3 protein-coding genes, 4 tRNA genes and 5 rRNA genes are annotated in these 16,525 nt (G+C 56.5%); 1 reads left to right on the top strand and 11 read right to left on the bottom strand.

Features of this window, described 5'->3' with window-relative positions; translation table 11 throughout:
* Window positions 1–101: 101 nt before the first annotated feature.
* From AC5IG3_RS12150 to aptA, 10 genes are all read right to left on the bottom strand, one after another.
* Window positions 102–2,982: ribosomal RNA gene (locus AC5IG3_RS12150) — 23S ribosomal RNA — on the bottom strand.
* A 340-nt stretch (window positions 2,983–3,322) separates the two neighbouring features.
* Window positions 3,323–3,398: transfer RNA gene (locus AC5IG3_RS12145), tRNA-Ala, on the bottom strand.
* A gap of 22 nt (window positions 3,399–3,420) precedes the next feature.
* A tRNA-Ile gene (locus tag AC5IG3_RS12140) sits at window positions 3,421–3,497 on the bottom strand.
* A gap of 149 nt (window positions 3,498–3,646) precedes the next feature.
* Window positions 3,647–5,173: ribosomal RNA gene (locus AC5IG3_RS12135) — 16S ribosomal RNA — on the bottom strand.
* Window positions 5,174–5,510: 337 nt separating this feature from the next.
* Window positions 5,511–5,623, bottom strand: a 5S ribosomal RNA gene (gene rrf, locus AC5IG3_RS12130).
* A 138-nt stretch (window positions 5,624–5,761) separates the two neighbouring features.
* Window positions 5,762–8,642: ribosomal RNA gene (locus AC5IG3_RS12125) — 23S ribosomal RNA — on the bottom strand.
* Between the two features lie 340 nt (window positions 8,643–8,982).
* Window positions 8,983–9,058 (bottom strand) — tRNA-Ala (locus tag AC5IG3_RS12120).
* A gap of 22 nt (window positions 9,059–9,080) precedes the next feature.
* A tRNA-Ile gene (locus AC5IG3_RS12115) sits at window positions 9,081–9,157 on the bottom strand.
* A gap of 149 nt (window positions 9,158–9,306) precedes the next feature.
* Window positions 9,307–10,833, bottom strand: a 16S ribosomal RNA gene (locus AC5IG3_RS12110).
* The 16S, 23S and 5S rRNA genes sit together here with 4 tRNA genes alongside, the layout of an rRNA operon.
* Window positions 10,834–11,198: 365 nt before the next feature.
* On the bottom strand, window positions 11,199–12,542 hold the full coding sequence (gene aptA / locus AC5IG3_RS12105) for an omega-aminotransferase AptA (protein ID WP_491906546.1): 1,344 nt from the start codon (window positions 12,540–12,542) through the stop codon (window positions 11,199–11,201).
* Window positions 12,543–12,716: 174 nt separating this feature from the next.
* Here aptA and uvrA point away from each other — a divergent pair, with 174 nt between their 5' ends.
* A complete protein-coding gene (uvrA, locus tag AC5IG3_RS12100) occupies window positions 12,717–15,584 on the top strand; it encodes an excinuclease ABC subunit UvrA (RefSeq protein ID WP_491906545.1) in 2,868 nt (955 codons plus the stop codon).
* 43 nt (window positions 15,585–15,627) lie between these two features.
* Here the strand turns inward: uvrA and AC5IG3_RS12095 are convergent, their stop codons facing one another.
* The gene (locus AC5IG3_RS12095) at window positions 15,628–16,512 is read right to left on the bottom strand and encodes a patatin-like phospholipase family protein (RefSeq protein WP_491906544.1); all 885 of its coding nucleotides are present in this window, start codon (window positions 16,510–16,512) and stop codon (window positions 15,628–15,630) included.
* Window positions 16,513–16,525: the final 13 nt, after the last annotated feature.

Raw genomic sequence — 16,525 nt, 5'->3', positions numbered from 1 at the left:
CCAATTTGTAGAGTTCGAATCAGTATGCTATTGATTGTATAACCAGAGGTGAGTACGGTGTACGTATTTACTCTTGGTCTTTGACTTAATGTCAAAGTTATAGGGTCAAGCCTCACGAGCAATTAGTACTGGTTAGCTTAACGCATTACTGCGCTTCCACACCCAGCCTATCAACGTCCTGGTCTAGAACGACTCTTCAGGGGGCTCAAGGCCCCGGCAGATCTTATCTTGAAACGAGTTTCCCGCTTAGATGCTTTCAGCGGTTATCTCTTCCGCACATAGCTACCCGGCGATGCCACTGGCGTGACAACCGGTACACCAGAGGTGCGTCCACTCCGGTCCTCTCGTACTAGGAGCAGGCTTCCTCAAATCTGCAGCGCCCACGGAAGATAGGGACCAAACTGTCTCACGACGTTTTAAACCCAGCTCACGTACCTCTTTAAATGGCGAACAGCCATACCCTTGGGACCGGCTACAGCCCCAGGATGAGATGAGCCGACATCGAGGTGCCAAACACCGCCGTCGATATGAACTCTTGGGCGGTATCAGCCTGTTATCCCCAGAGTACCTTTTATCCGTTGAGCGATGGCCCTTCCATACAGAACCACCGGATCACTTTGTCCTACTTTCGTACCTGCTCGACTTGTCAGTCTCGCAGTCAAGCACGCTTATGCCAATGCACTATCACCACGATTTCCGACCGTGGCTAGCGTACCTTCGAACTCCTCCGTTACACTTTGGGAGGAGACCGCCCCAGTCAAACTGCCCACCATACACTGTCCCCATCCCGGATAACGGGACAAGGTTAGAACCTCAAACACACCAGGGTGGTATTTCAACGTTGGCTCCACCAGAACTAGCGTCCTGGTTTCAAAGCCTCCCACCTATCCTACACAGATCTGTTCAAAGTCCAATGTAAAGCTACAGTAAAGGTTCATGGGGTCTTTCCGTCTTTCCGCGGGGAGATTGCATCATCACAAACATTTCAACTTCGCTGAGTCTCTGGAGGAGACAGTGTGGCCATCATTACGCCATTCGTGCAGGTCGGAACTTACCCGACAAGGAATTTCGCTACCTTAGGACCGTTATAGTTACGGCCGCCGTTTACTGGGACTTCAGTCAAGAGCTTGCACCCCATCATTTAATCTTCCAGCACCGGGCAGGCGTCACACCCTATACGTCGACTTTCGTCTTTGCAGAGTGCTGTGTTTTTATTAAACAGTTGCAGCCACCGATTCTTTGCAACCTCATTGGGCTCCCCAAGTCAATGGTTCACCTACTAAAGGCACACCTTCTTCCGAAGTTACGGTGTCAATTTGCCGAGTTCCTTCTCCAGAGTTCTCTCAAGCGCCTGAGAATACTCATCACGCGCACCAGTGTCGGTTTGCGGTACGGTCGTGTGTAGCTGAAGCTTAGTGGCTTTTCCTGGAAGCAGGGTATCACTCACTTCGTCTGCAAGCAGACTCGTTATCACCCCTCATCTAAGACCCCCGGATTTGCCTAAGGGCCATGACTACAGGCTTGAACCAACATATCCAACAGTTGGCTGAGCTAACCTTCTCCGTCCCCACATCGCACTACACATCGGTACAGGAATATTGACCTGTTTCCCATCAGCTACGCATCTCTGCCTCGCCTTAGGGGCCGACTCACCCTACGCCGATGAACGTTGCGTAGGAAACCTTGCGCTTACGGCGAGGGGGCTTTTCACCCCCTTTAACGCTACTCATGTCAGCATTCGCACTTCTGATACCTCCAGCAGCCTTCACAAGCTCCCTTCACAGGCTTACAGAACGCTCTCCTACCACGTGCAATAAATTGCACATCCGCAGCTTCGGTGACTGGCTTGAGCCCCGTTACATCTTCCGCGCAGGACGACTCGATCAGTGAGCTATTACGCTTTCTTTAAATGATGGCTGCTTCTAAGCCAACATCCTGACTGTTTTAGCCTTCCCACTTCGTTTCCCACTTAGCCAATCTTAGGGACCTTAGCTGGCGGTCTGGGTTGTTTCCCTCTTGAGTCCGGACGTTAGCACCCGGTGCTCTGTCTCCCAAGCTGTACTCATCGGTATTCGGAGTTTGCAATGGTTTGGTAAGTCGCCATGACCCCCTAGCCATAACAGTGCTCTACCCCCGATGGTAATACTTGAGGCACTACCTAAATAGTTTTCGGAGAGAACCAGCTATTTCCAAGTTTGTTTAGCCTTTCACCCCTATCCACAGCTCATCCGCTAGTTTTGCAACACTAGTCGGTTCGGACCTCCAGTGCGTGTTACCGCACCTTCATCCTGGCCATGGATAGATCACTTGGTTTCGGGTCTACACCCAGCGACTAATTCGCCCTATTCGGACTCGATTTCTCTACGGCTTCCCTATACGGTTAACCTTGCCACTGAATGTAAGTCGCTGACCCATTATACAAAAGGTACGCAGTCACCCGTTTCCAGGCTCCTACTTTTTGTATGCATGCGGTTTCAGGATCTATTTCACTCCCCTCCCGGGGTTCTTTTCGCCTTTCCCTCACGGTACTTGTTCACTATCGGTCGATTACGAGTATTTAGCCTTGGAGGATGGTCCCCCCATATTCAGACAGGATTTCACGTGTCCCGCCCTACTTGTCGCACGCCCAGTTCCACAGCCGACTTTTTTCATACGGGGCTATCACCCGCTGTGGCCGGACTTTCCATTCCGTTCTGATAAGTCGATTGCTAAAACGTGCAGGCTCTTCCGATTTCGCTCGCCACTACTTTCGGAATCTCGGTTGATGTCTTTTCCTCCAGCTACTGAGATGTTTCAGTTCGCCGGGTTCGCCTTGCATGCCTATGTATTCAGCATGCAATACCCTTGCGGGTGGGTTTCCCCATTCAGATATCTCCGGATCAAAGCTCATTTGCCAGCTCCCCGAAGCTTTTCGCAGGCTATCACGTCTTTCGTCGCCTGTAATCGCCTAGGCATCCACCACATGCACTTAGTCACTTGACCCTATAACTTTGACATCTGGCTGTCAGATGTCGTCAAGGACTTCAACAAACACCCACCGACTGATGGGCATTCGTTTTCATGAGTATTTACGTTCGCCGTACTCTCAACTTTCATGAACTAAATTCACGAAGTCAATTGTCTGGTGACACAATCAATAGTTGTATTTTCCCGCATCGAATTCGCCACAAGGACGCTTTCTTTGCAGTCAACAACTGATTCGACTCTACAAATTTTTAAAGAACAACAGCCATCTAACGATGACAAACCCAAAGCACCTGACTCTCGTCAAGAAACTTGGGTTTGTATCGCAAGCAACGAGAAGCGTTTTACAAGAAGATTTTGGTGGAGGATGACGGGATCGAACCGACGACCCCCTGCTTGCAAAGCAGGTGCTCTCCCAGCTGAGCTAATCCCCCAAAGATCAATACTGTCAATGGTTGGTGGGTCTGGTTGGATTCGAACCAACGACCCCCGCCTTATCAAGACGGTGCTCTAACCGACTGAGCTACAGACCCCAATCCGTAATCTTGCGGGCTTCTCTGTTACTGTCGTATTTACAGCCGATAAGTGTGGGCGCTTGAATTGAAGTGCAGTTTGACCTCTGCTCCATCCTTGCATGATCAATGAAGATCAACATCAACGATGTGCTTTGGTGTTTTTCCAGAAAGGAGGTGATCCAGCCGCACCTTCCGATACGGCTACCTTGTTACGACTTCACCCCAGTCACGAACCCCGCCGTGGTAATCGCCCTCCTTGCGGTTAGGCTAACTACTTCTGGCGAGACCCGCTCCCATGGTGTGACGGGCGGTGTGTACAAGACCCGGGAACGTATTCACCGCGACATGCTGATCCGCGATTACTAGCGATTCCGACTTCACGCAGTCGAGTTGCAGACTGCGATCCGGACTACGACCGGTTTTCTGGGATTGGCTCCCCCTCGCGGGTTGGCTGCCCTCTGTACCGGCCATTGTATGACGTGTGTAGCCCTACCCATAAGGGCCATGAGGACCTGACGTCATCCCCACCTTCCTCCGGTTTGTCACCGGCAGTCTCATTAGAGTGCCCTTTCGTAGCAACTAATGACAAGGGTTGCGCTCGTTGCGGGACTTAACCCAACATCTCACGACACGAGCTGACGACGGCCATGCAGCACCTGTGTCTAGGCTCTCTTTCGAGCACTCCCACATCTCTGCAGGATTCCTAGCATGTCAAGGGTAGGTAAGGTTTTTCGCGTTGCATCGAATTAAACCACATCATCCACCGCTTGTGCGGGTCCCCGTCAATTCCTTTGAGTTTCAACCTTGCGGCCGTACTCCCCAGGCGGTCAACTTCACGCGTTAGCTTCGTTACTGAGAAGAAACCCTCCCAACAACCAGTTGACATCGTTTAGGGCGTGGACTACCAGGGTATCTAATCCTGTTTGCTCCCCACGCTTTCGTGCATGAGCGTCAGTGCAGGCCCAGGGGATTGCCTTCGCCATTGGTGTTCCTCCGCATATCTACGCATTTCACTGCTACACGCGGAATTCCATCCCCCTCTGCCGCACTCTAGCTATACAGTCACAAATGCAGTTCCCAGGTTGAGCCCGGGGATTTCACATCTGTCTTATATAACCGCCTGCGCACGCTTTACGCCCAGTAATTCCGATTAACGCTTGCACCCTACGTATTACCGCGGCTGCTGGCACGTAGTTAGCCGGTGCTTATTCTTCAGGTACCGTCATCACCCCAGGGTATTAGCCCAGAGTATTTCTTCCCTGACAAAAGTGGTTTACAACCCGAAGGCCTTCTTCCCACACGCGGTATGGCTGGATCAGGCTTTCGCCCATTGTCCAAAATTCCCCACTGCTGCCTCCCGTAGGAGTCTGGACCGTGTCTCAGTTCCAGTGTGGCTGGTCGTCCTCTCAGACCAGCTACAGATCGTCGGCTTGGTGGGCCTTTACCCCACCAACTACCTAATCTGCCATCGGCCGCTCCAATCGCGCGAGGCCCTTGCAGGTCCCCCGCTTTCACCCTCAGGTCGTATGCGGTATTAGCGTAGCTTTCGCTACGTTATCCCCCACGACTGGGCACGTTCCGATGTATTACTCACCCGTTCGCCACTCTCAAGGATTGCTCCTCTACCGTTCGACTTGCATGTGTAAGGCATACCGCCAGCGTTCAATCTGAGCCAGGATCAAACTCTTCAGTTCGATCTTGATTTCGCTCAAAGAATTGAAGTGAACTTCACTTCCATGAGCATTTAAGGTCCTGAGACCCCGGATCCGAAGATCCAGAGCACTCGCCTCAAACGCCCACGCTTATCGGCTGTTAATTTTTAAAGAACATCAAGAAGCAGAACTTCTTGTTTGCAAACCACTCAGTGGCAGCGAAGACAGTTATTATGCATCGGATTTAAAGCCCTGTCAAGAACTTCTATTCAATGCACTTCCAACCACTTCTAAAGAGTGCAGCCGAAATACCAGTGGCTGCACTCTTTAGAACAAAACACCCCCCCGCATGAGCGGGGGGGTGTTTTGGGGGATAGAAGCCTGACGATGACCTACTTTCACACGCGAATGCGCACTATCATCGGCGCGGAGGTGTTTCACTGTCCTGTTCGGGATGGGAAGGAGTGGGACCACCTCGCTATGGTCGTCAGGCGTAACTTGTGTGGCTGGACTGATGTTGGCAGCCCAGCCAATTTGTAGAGTTCGAATCAGTATGCTATTGATTGTATAACCAGAGGTGAGTACGGTGTACGTATTTACTCTTGGTCTTTGACTTAATGTCAAAGTTATAGGGTCAAGCCTCACGAGCAATTAGTACTGGTTAGCTTAACGCATTACTGCGCTTCCACACCCAGCCTATCAACGTCCTGGTCTAGAACGACTCTTCAGGGGGCTCAAGGCCCCGGCAGATCTTATCTTGAAACGAGTTTCCCGCTTAGATGCTTTCAGCGGTTATCTCTTCCGCACATAGCTACCCGGCGATGCCACTGGCGTGACAACCGGTACACCAGAGGTGCGTCCACTCCGGTCCTCTCGTACTAGGAGCAGGCTTCCTCAAATCTGCAGCGCCCACGGAAGATAGGGACCAAACTGTCTCACGACGTTTTAAACCCAGCTCACGTACCTCTTTAAATGGCGAACAGCCATACCCTTGGGACCGGCTACAGCCCCAGGATGAGATGAGCCGACATCGAGGTGCCAAACACCGCCGTCGATATGAACTCTTGGGCGGTATCAGCCTGTTATCCCCAGAGTACCTTTTATCCGTTGAGCGATGGCCCTTCCATACAGAACCACCGGATCACTTTGTCCTACTTTCGTACCTGCTCGACTTGTCAGTCTCGCAGTCAAGCACGCTTATGCCAATGCACTATCACCACGATTTCCGACCGTGGCTAGCGTACCTTCGAACTCCTCCGTTACACTTTGGGAGGAGACCGCCCCAGTCAAACTGCCCACCATACACTGTCCCCATCCCGGATAACGGGACAAGGTTAGAACCTCAAACACACCAGGGTGGTATTTCAACGTTGGCTCCACCAGAACTAGCGTCCTGGTTTCAAAGCCTCCCACCTATCCTACACAGATCTGTTCAAAGTCCAATGTAAAGCTACAGTAAAGGTTCATGGGGTCTTTCCGTCTTTCCGCGGGGAGATTGCATCATCACAAACATTTCAACTTCGCTGAGTCTCTGGAGGAGACAGTGTGGCCATCATTACGCCATTCGTGCAGGTCGGAACTTACCCGACAAGGAATTTCGCTACCTTAGGACCGTTATAGTTACGGCCGCCGTTTACTGGGACTTCAGTCAAGAGCTTGCACCCCATCATTTAATCTTCCAGCACCGGGCAGGCGTCACACCCTATACGTCGACTTTCGTCTTTGCAGAGTGCTGTGTTTTTATTAAACAGTTGCAGCCACCGATTCTTTGCAACCTCATTGGGCTCCCCAAGTCAATGGTTCACCTACTAAAGGCACACCTTCTTCCGAAGTTACGGTGTCAATTTGCCGAGTTCCTTCTCCAGAGTTCTCTCAAGCGCCTGAGAATACTCATCACGCGCACCAGTGTCGGTTTGCGGTACGGTCGTGTGTAGCTGAAGCTTAGTGGCTTTTCCTGGAAGCAGGGTATCACTCACTTCGTCTGCAAGCAGACTCGTTATCACCCCTCATCTAAGACCCCCGGATTTGCCTAAGGGCCATGACTACAGGCTTGAACCAACATATCCAACAGTTGGCTGAGCTAACCTTCTCCGTCCCCACATCGCACTACACATCGGTACAGGAATATTGACCTGTTTCCCATCAGCTACGCATCTCTGCCTCGCCTTAGGGGCCGACTCACCCTACGCCGATGAACGTTGCGTAGGAAACCTTGCGCTTACGGCGAGGGGGCTTTTCACCCCCTTTAACGCTACTCATGTCAGCATTCGCACTTCTGATACCTCCAGCAGCCTTCACAAGCTCCCTTCACAGGCTTACAGAACGCTCTCCTACCACGTGCAATAAATTGCACATCCGCAGCTTCGGTGACTGGCTTGAGCCCCGTTACATCTTCCGCGCAGGACGACTCGATCAGTGAGCTATTACGCTTTCTTTAAATGATGGCTGCTTCTAAGCCAACATCCTGACTGTTTTAGCCTTCCCACTTCGTTTCCCACTTAGCCAATCTTAGGGACCTTAGCTGGCGGTCTGGGTTGTTTCCCTCTTGAGTCCGGACGTTAGCACCCGGTGCTCTGTCTCCCAAGCTGTACTCATCGGTATTCGGAGTTTGCAATGGTTTGGTAAGTCGCCATGACCCCCTAGCCATAACAGTGCTCTACCCCCGATGGTAATACTTGAGGCACTACCTAAATAGTTTTCGGAGAGAACCAGCTATTTCCAAGTTTGTTTAGCCTTTCACCCCTATCCACAGCTCATCCGCTAGTTTTGCAACACTAGTCGGTTCGGACCTCCAGTGCGTGTTACCGCACCTTCATCCTGGCCATGGATAGATCACTTGGTTTCGGGTCTACACCCAGCGACTAATTCGCCCTATTCGGACTCGATTTCTCTACGGCTTCCCTATACGGTTAACCTTGCCACTGAATGTAAGTCGCTGACCCATTATACAAAAGGTACGCAGTCACCCGTTTCCAGGCTCCTACTTTTTGTATGCATGCGGTTTCAGGATCTATTTCACTCCCCTCCCGGGGTTCTTTTCGCCTTTCCCTCACGGTACTTGTTCACTATCGGTCGATTACGAGTATTTAGCCTTGGAGGATGGTCCCCCCATATTCAGACAGGATTTCACGTGTCCCGCCCTACTTGTCGCACGCCCAGTTCCACAGCCGACTTTTTTCATACGGGGCTATCACCCGCTGTGGCCGGACTTTCCATTCCGTTCTGATAAGTCGATTGCTAAAACGTGCAGGCTCTTCCGATTTCGCTCGCCACTACTTTCGGAATCTCGGTTGATGTCTTTTCCTCCAGCTACTGAGATGTTTCAGTTCGCCGGGTTCGCCTTGCATGCCTATGTATTCAGCATGCAATACCCTTGCGGGTGGGTTTCCCCATTCAGATATCTCCGGATCAAAGCTCATTTGCCAGCTCCCCGAAGCTTTTCGCAGGCTATCACGTCTTTCGTCGCCTGTAATCGCCTAGGCATCCACCACATGCACTTAGTCACTTGACCCTATAACTTTGACATCTGGCTGTCAGATGTCGTCAAGGACTTCAACAAACACCCACCGACTGATGGGCATTCGTTTTCATGAGTATTTACGTTCGCCGTACTCTCAACTTTCATGAACTAAATTCACGAAGTCAATTGTCTGGTGACACAATCAATAGTTGTATTTTCCCGCATCGAATTCGCCACAAGGACGCTTTCTTTGCAGTCAACAACTGATTCGACTCTACAAATTTTTAAAGAACAACAGCCATCTAACGATGACAAACCCAAAGCACCTGACTCTCGTCAAGAAACTTGGGTTTGTATCGCAAGCAACGAGAAGCGTTTTACAAGAAGATTTTGGTGGAGGATGACGGGATCGAACCGACGACCCCCTGCTTGCAAAGCAGGTGCTCTCCCAGCTGAGCTAATCCCCCAAAGATCAATACTGTCAATGGTTGGTGGGTCTGGTTGGATTCGAACCAACGACCCCCGCCTTATCAAGACGGTGCTCTAACCGACTGAGCTACAGACCCCAATCCGTAATCTTGCGGGCTTCTCTGTTACTGTCGTATTTACAGCCGATAAGTGTGGGCGCTTGAATTGAAGTGCAGTTTGACCTCTGCTCCATCCTTGCATGATCAATGAAGATCAACATCAACGATGTGCTTTGGTGTTTTTCCAGAAAGGAGGTGATCCAGCCGCACCTTCCGATACGGCTACCTTGTTACGACTTCACCCCAGTCACGAACCCCGCCGTGGTAATCGCCCTCCTTGCGGTTAGGCTAACTACTTCTGGCGAGACCCGCTCCCATGGTGTGACGGGCGGTGTGTACAAGACCCGGGAACGTATTCACCGCGACATGCTGATCCGCGATTACTAGCGATTCCGACTTCACGCAGTCGAGTTGCAGACTGCGATCCGGACTACGACCGGTTTTCTGGGATTGGCTCCCCCTCGCGGGTTGGCTGCCCTCTGTACCGGCCATTGTATGACGTGTGTAGCCCTACCCATAAGGGCCATGAGGACCTGACGTCATCCCCACCTTCCTCCGGTTTGTCACCGGCAGTCTCATTAGAGTGCCCTTTCGTAGCAACTAATGACAAGGGTTGCGCTCGTTGCGGGACTTAACCCAACATCTCACGACACGAGCTGACGACGGCCATGCAGCACCTGTGTCTAGGCTCTCTTTCGAGCACTCCCACATCTCTGCAGGATTCCTAGCATGTCAAGGGTAGGTAAGGTTTTTCGCGTTGCATCGAATTAAACCACATCATCCACCGCTTGTGCGGGTCCCCGTCAATTCCTTTGAGTTTCAACCTTGCGGCCGTACTCCCCAGGCGGTCAACTTCACGCGTTAGCTTCGTTACTGAGAAGAAACCCTCCCAACAACCAGTTGACATCGTTTAGGGCGTGGACTACCAGGGTATCTAATCCTGTTTGCTCCCCACGCTTTCGTGCATGAGCGTCAGTGCAGGCCCAGGGGATTGCCTTCGCCATTGGTGTTCCTCCGCATATCTACGCATTTCACTGCTACACGCGGAATTCCATCCCCCTCTGCCGCACTCTAGCTATACAGTCACAAATGCAGTTCCCAGGTTGAGCCCGGGGATTTCACATCTGTCTTATATAACCGCCTGCGCACGCTTTACGCCCAGTAATTCCGATTAACGCTTGCACCCTACGTATTACCGCGGCTGCTGGCACGTAGTTAGCCGGTGCTTATTCTTCAGGTACCGTCATCACCCCAGGGTATTAGCCCAGAGTATTTCTTCCCTGACAAAAGTGGTTTACAACCCGAAGGCCTTCTTCCCACACGCGGTATGGCTGGATCAGGCTTTCGCCCATTGTCCAAAATTCCCCACTGCTGCCTCCCGTAGGAGTCTGGACCGTGTCTCAGTTCCAGTGTGGCTGGTCGTCCTCTCAGACCAGCTACAGATCGTCGGCTTGGTGGGCCTTTACCCCACCAACTACCTAATCTGCCATCGGCCGCTCCAATCGCGCGAGGCCCTTGCAGGTCCCCCGCTTTCACCCTCAGGTCGTATGCGGTATTAGCGTAGCTTTCGCTACGTTATCCCCCACGACTGGGCACGTTCCGATGTATTACTCACCCGTTCGCCACTCTCAAGGATTGCTCCTCTACCGTTCGACTTGCATGTGTAAGGCATACCGCCAGCGTTCAATCTGAGCCAGGATCAAACTCTTCAGTTCGATCTTGATTTCGCTCAAAGAATTGAAGTGAACTTCACTTCCATGAGCATTTAAGGTCCTGAGACCCCGGATCCGAAGATCCAGAGCACTCGCCTCAAACGCCCACGCTTATCGGCTGTTAATTTTTAAAGAACATCAAGAAGCAGAACTTCTTGTTTGCAAACCACTCAGTGGCAGCGAAGACAGTTATTATGCATCGGATTTAAAGCCCTGTCAAACGGTCAACTACTTGCGTCGCCAACCAGACTTCAAACCAGCTCCGTCGCGCAAAACAAGTTCTGTGCAGCGAAGCCCTCCAGTGTAGCCAGTTCTAAGAAGATTGCAAAGACTTTCTTCGCGCCATTCAGAAAAACCCTCACGCCAGCTCAATCCTGGGCGTTGAGCGCCTCGCCCATGGCATTGATCAGCGCATCGATCTGACTGCGCTCGGTGATGAACGGTGGTGCCATCTGGATGGTGTCCGCGCCATAACGAACATAGAAGCCCTTCTGCCAGCAGCGCATCGCCACTTCATAGGGGCGACGCGCAGGCTCACCCGGCAAGGCCGCCAGCGTCAGGCCCGCCGCCAGGCCGATGTTGCGGATGTCGGTGACGTACTTCGCGCCACGCAAGCCATGCACCGCTTGCTCGAAGTACGGCGCCAACTCGCGCACGCGCTGCGGCATGTGCTCGCGCTCCAGCACGTCCAGCGTGGCAAGCGCAGTCGCGCAGGCCACCGGGTGCGCTGAATAGGTGTAGCCGTGCGGGAACTCCAGCATGTAGTCCGGGCCACTCGCCGCCATGAAGGTGTCGTAGATCTCGCTACCCACCACCACGCCACCCATCGGGATCACGCCGTTGGTGATCTGCTTGGCGAAGTTGAGCAGGTCGGGCTTGACGCCAAAGGCCTCGGCACCCGTCCACGCGCCTGAACGACCGAAGCCGCTGATGACCTCGTCGAAGATCAGCAGGATGTTGTTCTGGGTGCAGATCTCGCGCAGCCGCTGCAGATAACCCTGCGGCGGCACGATCACGCCGGCCGAGCCCGAAAACGGCTCGACGATCACCGCCGCAATGTTCGACGCGTCGTACAGCGCAATGTGGTCGAGCAACTCATCCGCCAGATGTGCGCCGAATTCCGGCTGGCCCTTGCTGAAGTTGTTCTGCGCCAGCATCGTGTGCGACAGGTGATCGGCTTCCACGCCCTGGCCGAAGAGCTTGCGGTTGGCCGGAATGCCGCCCACGCTGATGCCACCGAAGTTGACACCGTGATAACCCTTGGCGCGGCCGATGAAGCGCGTCTTGCCCGCCTGGCCCTTGAGCCGCCAGTAGGCGCGCGCGATCTTCATGGACGTGTCCGCCGCCTCTGACCCAGAGCCGACGAAGAACACCCGGTCCAATCCGGCCGGCATCAGCTGCGTGATCTTCTCGGCCAGCTGGAACGACGCCGGGTGGCCGAACTGGAAAGCGGGTGAATAGTCCAGCGTCGCCACCTGGCGGCTGATGGCCTCGACCAGTTCCGGCCGGCCGTGGCCCAGACCGCAGGTCCACAGGCCGGACAGGCCGTCAAAGATCTGCCGCCCCTGCGCATCCTTGTAATAGCAACCCTGCGCCGACACCATCAGGCGCGGGTCCTTCTTGAACTGGCGATTGCCGGTGTACGGCATCCAGTGCGCATCGAGCTGGGCTTGCGTCAGGCCGGCGGTGGCCTGGAGGTCATGGAGCTGCATGGTCGGACTCTCTACCTATCTATATAGCGAGCCCAGATTCTGAGCGAGAAACCGCCCCCTGCGTGCCGGCGGTGGCATGGCTATGATGATCGGTTCGCCTTCACGCACCCAGGTGCGTGTCAACAGGCGCGTTTCACTTTCTAGGTTCTCTCCATGCCCGCTGGTTCTCCCCCCGTGTTTTCGCACCCGCTCATCAGCGTGCGTGGCGCCCGCACCCACAACCTCAAGAACATCGACCTCGACCTGCCCAAGCACGCGCTGGTCGTGATCACCGGTCTGTCCGGCTCGGGCAAGTCCAGCCTGGCGTTCGACACCCTCTACGCCGAAGGCCAGCGCCGCTATGTCGAGAGCCTCTCGGCCTACGCGCGCCAGTTCCTGCAGCTGATGGACAAGCCCGACGTCGACATGATCGAAGGCCTGTCGCCGGCGATCTCCATCGAGCAGAAGGCCACCAGCCACAACCCGCGCTCCACCGTCGGCACCATCACCGAGATCCACGACTACCTGCGCCTGCTCTACGCCCGCGCCGGCACGCCCTTCTGCCCCGACCACGCGCTGCCGCTGGAGGCGCAGAACGTCAGCCAGATGGTCGACGCCGTGCTCGCGCTGCCCGAGGAAACCAAGCTGATGGTGCTGGCCCCCGTGGCGCGCGACCGCAAGGGCGAGTTCACCGAGCTGTTCGAGGCCATGCAGGCGCAGGGCTACGTGCGCTTCCGCATCGATGGCCGTGTGGTGGAAGCCGCCGACCTGCAGCCGCTCAAGAAGACCGAAAAGCACGACATCGACATCGTCATCGACCGCCTCAAGACCCGCGAGGACGTCAAGCAGCGCCTGGCCGAGAGCTTCGAAGCCGCGCTGCGCATCGCCGAAGGCCGTGCGCTCGCGCTGGAAATGGACACCGGCAAAGAGCACCTCTTCTCCAGCAAGTTCGCCTGCCCGGCCTGCAGCTACTCGCTCTCAGAATTGGAGCCGCGCCTGTTCTCCTTCAACTCGCCGGTCGGCGCCTGCCCGAGCTGCGACGGCCTCGGCCACGTCACCGTGTTCGACCCCGAACGCGTGGTCGCCTTCCCCTCGCTCAGCCTGGCCAGCGGCGCCGTCAAGGGCTGGGACCGCCGCAACGCGTACACCTTCTCGATGCTGCAAAGCGTCGCGGCGCACTACAAGTTCGACATCGACGAGCCCTTCGAGCAGCTCACGCCCGAACACCAGAAAGTGCTGCTGCACGGCTCGGGCACCGAGGAGATCGGCTTCGTCTACGAGGCCGACGGCCCCGGCGGCAAGAAACGCAGCGTCAAGCGCCACCACCCGTTCGAGGGCATCCTGGCCAACTTCGAGCGCCGCCTGCGCGAGACCGAATCGGCCGCCGTGCGCGAAGACCTCGGCCGCTACCAGGCCGTCAAGCCCTGCCACGACTGCGGCGGCGCGCGCCTGCGCCGCGAAGCGCGCCACGTGCTGCTGGCCGACGCCGGTGATCTGCCGTCCAAGGCCATCTTCGAGGTCGAGCACGCCACGCTGGCCGACTGCCTGAGCTACTTCGAACAACTCCACCTCAAGGGCGCCAAGGCCGACATCGCCGACAAGGTGGTGCGCGAGATCCGCGCCCGGCTCAAGTTCCTCAACGACGTCGGCCTCAACTACCTCAGCCTCGACCGCAGCGCCGACACGCTCAGCGGCGGTGAGGCGCAGCGCATCCGCCTGGCCAGCCAGATCGGCTCGGGCCTGAGCGGTGTGATGTACGTGCTCGACGAGCCCAGCATCGGCCTGCACCAGCGCGACAACGACCGCCTGATCGGCACGCTCAAGCACCTGCGCGACCTCGGCAACAGCGTGCTGGTGGTCGAGCACGACGAGGACATGATCCGCGCCGCCGACTACGTGGTCGACATGGGCCCTGGCGCCGGCGTGCACGGCGGGCGGGTGATGTCCCAAGGCACGCCCGACGAGGTCGCCAACGACCCGGAATCACTCACCGGCCGCTACCTCGGCCAGTTCCTCAAGATCGCGGTGCCCGAGCGCCGCAACAAGCTGTCGGACCAGAAAGACCCGCGCGTGCTGCGCATCGTCAACGCGCGTGGCAACAACCTGAAGGGCGTCACCGCCGAGATTCCGGTCGGCCTGTTCACCTGCGTGACCGGCGTTTCAGGCTCGGGCAAGAGCACGCTGGTCAACGACACGCTCTATGCGGCCGTGGCCAAGAAGCTGTATCAGAGCCACGCCGAGCCCGAAGCGCATGACGAGATCGAAGGCCTGGATGCGTTTGATAAGGTCATCAACGTCGACCAGAGCCCCATCGGCCGCACGCCGCGCAGCAACCCGGCCACTTACACGGGGCTGTTCACGCCCATCCGCGAGATGTTCGCCGAGATGAACACGGCCAAGGAACGCGGCTACGGCCCGGGCCGCTTCAGCTTCAACGTCGCCGGCGGGCGCTGCGAATCGTGCCAGGGCGACGGCGTGCTGAAGGTCGAGATGCACTTTCTGCCCGACGTCTACGTGCCCTGCGACGTCTGCCACGGCCTGCGCTACAACCGCGAAACGCTCGAAGTGCTCTACAAGGGCAAGAACATCACCGAGGTGCTGGGCCTGACGGTCGAAGACGCCCGCACCTTCTTCAGCGCCGTGCCCAGCATCGCCCGCAAACTGCAGACGCTGCTGGACGTGGGCCTGGGCTACATCAAGCTCGGCCAGTCGGCCACCACCTTGTCGGGCGGCGAGGCGCAGCGCGTCAAGCTGGCGCTGGAGTTGAGCAAGCGCGACACCGGCCGCACGCTCTATATATTGGACGAGCCGACCACCGGCCTGCACTTCCATGACATCCAGCTGCTGCTGAAAGTCCTGCACCAGTTGCGCGACGCCGGCAACACCATCGTCGTGATCGAGCACAACCTCGACGTCATCAAGACCGCAGACTGGCTGCTCGACATGGGCCCCGAAGGCGGCTCGGGTGGCGGGCTGCTGCTGGCGGCCGGCACGCCGGAGGACATCGCGGCGTGCGCCGAAAGCCACACCGGGCGCTTCCTGAAGACACTGCTGGAGCGCTGAGCCCCGCGCAAGTCGGACGGCTGAGTCTGAAAAACCAGCCGGCTCAGCGCCTGGCCGTGACCTGCGCCTGCTGCCAGCGGGCAATCGCCTCGCGGATGGCGGGCAGCGCGGCCTGGGCGGCTTTTTCGCCTTCGAGCACGGCCAGGTGCTTCTGGTCGAAGTCCGCCGCGCCGATCTGGCCGACGCGCGGGCGCAGCACCACGTCGGCGCGCACCAGCTCCTGCTCACCGAGCTTCTGGCCCATGATGGTGATGGTCTGGTTGATGTTGCTGAAGATGCCGCTGGCCTTGCCGTCCCCGGCCTTGGACGAGATGTCGATGGCGATGACGATGTCGGCGCCCAGCTGGCGCGCCGCATCCACCGGCACCGGGCTCACCAGCCCGCCGTCGACATAACGCCGCCCGCCGATCAGCGCCGGCTGGAACACGCCCGGAATGCTGCACGACGCCCGCACCGCCTGGCCGGTGTTGCCGCGCGTGAAGATGACGCGATTGCCGCTGTCCAGATCAGTGGCCACCGCCGCGAACGGCCGGGCCAGCTGCTCCAGTGGCTTCTGCTTGACCAGCTCGTTGACGTAGTCCTGCAGCTTGTCGCCCTTGACCAGCCCGCCGGCGCCGAACAGCGTCACGTCGCGCACGCGGCCTTCATCGAGCGCAAACGACTGCTCCTGCAGCGCAAACCCGCTCAGGCCCGACGCGTACAACGCGCCCACCACGCTGCCGGCGCTGGTGCCCGAGACAAAGGCCGGTGTCAGCCCGGAGGCTTCCAGCACTTTGATCACGCCCACATGCGCAAAGCCCTTGGCCGCGCCGCCACCCAGCGCGATGCCGATCTTCGGTGTCGGCAGCGGCTGGCTGGGCACGGAGACGCAGGCGGTCAAGAGCGCGGGAAGTGCAGGAAGGGCCAGAAGCAGGGTGCGGCGTTGCATGTCGGTCGGAGCG

Source organism: Leptothrix sp. (in: b-proteobacteria) (assembly GCF_965250675.1).
GTDB lineage: Bacteria > Pseudomonadota > Gammaproteobacteria > Burkholderiales > Burkholderiaceae_C > Sphaerotilus.
Note: the sequence above shows the minus strand (reverse complement) of the source record. Positions and strands in the feature narration are given on the sequence as shown.

Bases quoted from the DNA above. Each gene is read 5' to 3' on its own strand.
- AC5IG3_RS12095 (WP_491906544.1), bottom strand. From the start codon at position 16,512: ATGCAACGCCGCACCCTGCTTCTGGCCCTTCCTGCACTTCCCGCGCTC.
- aptA (WP_491906546.1), bottom strand. From the start codon at position 12,542: ATGCAGCTCCATGACCTCCAGGCCACCGCCGGCCTGACGCAAGCCCAG.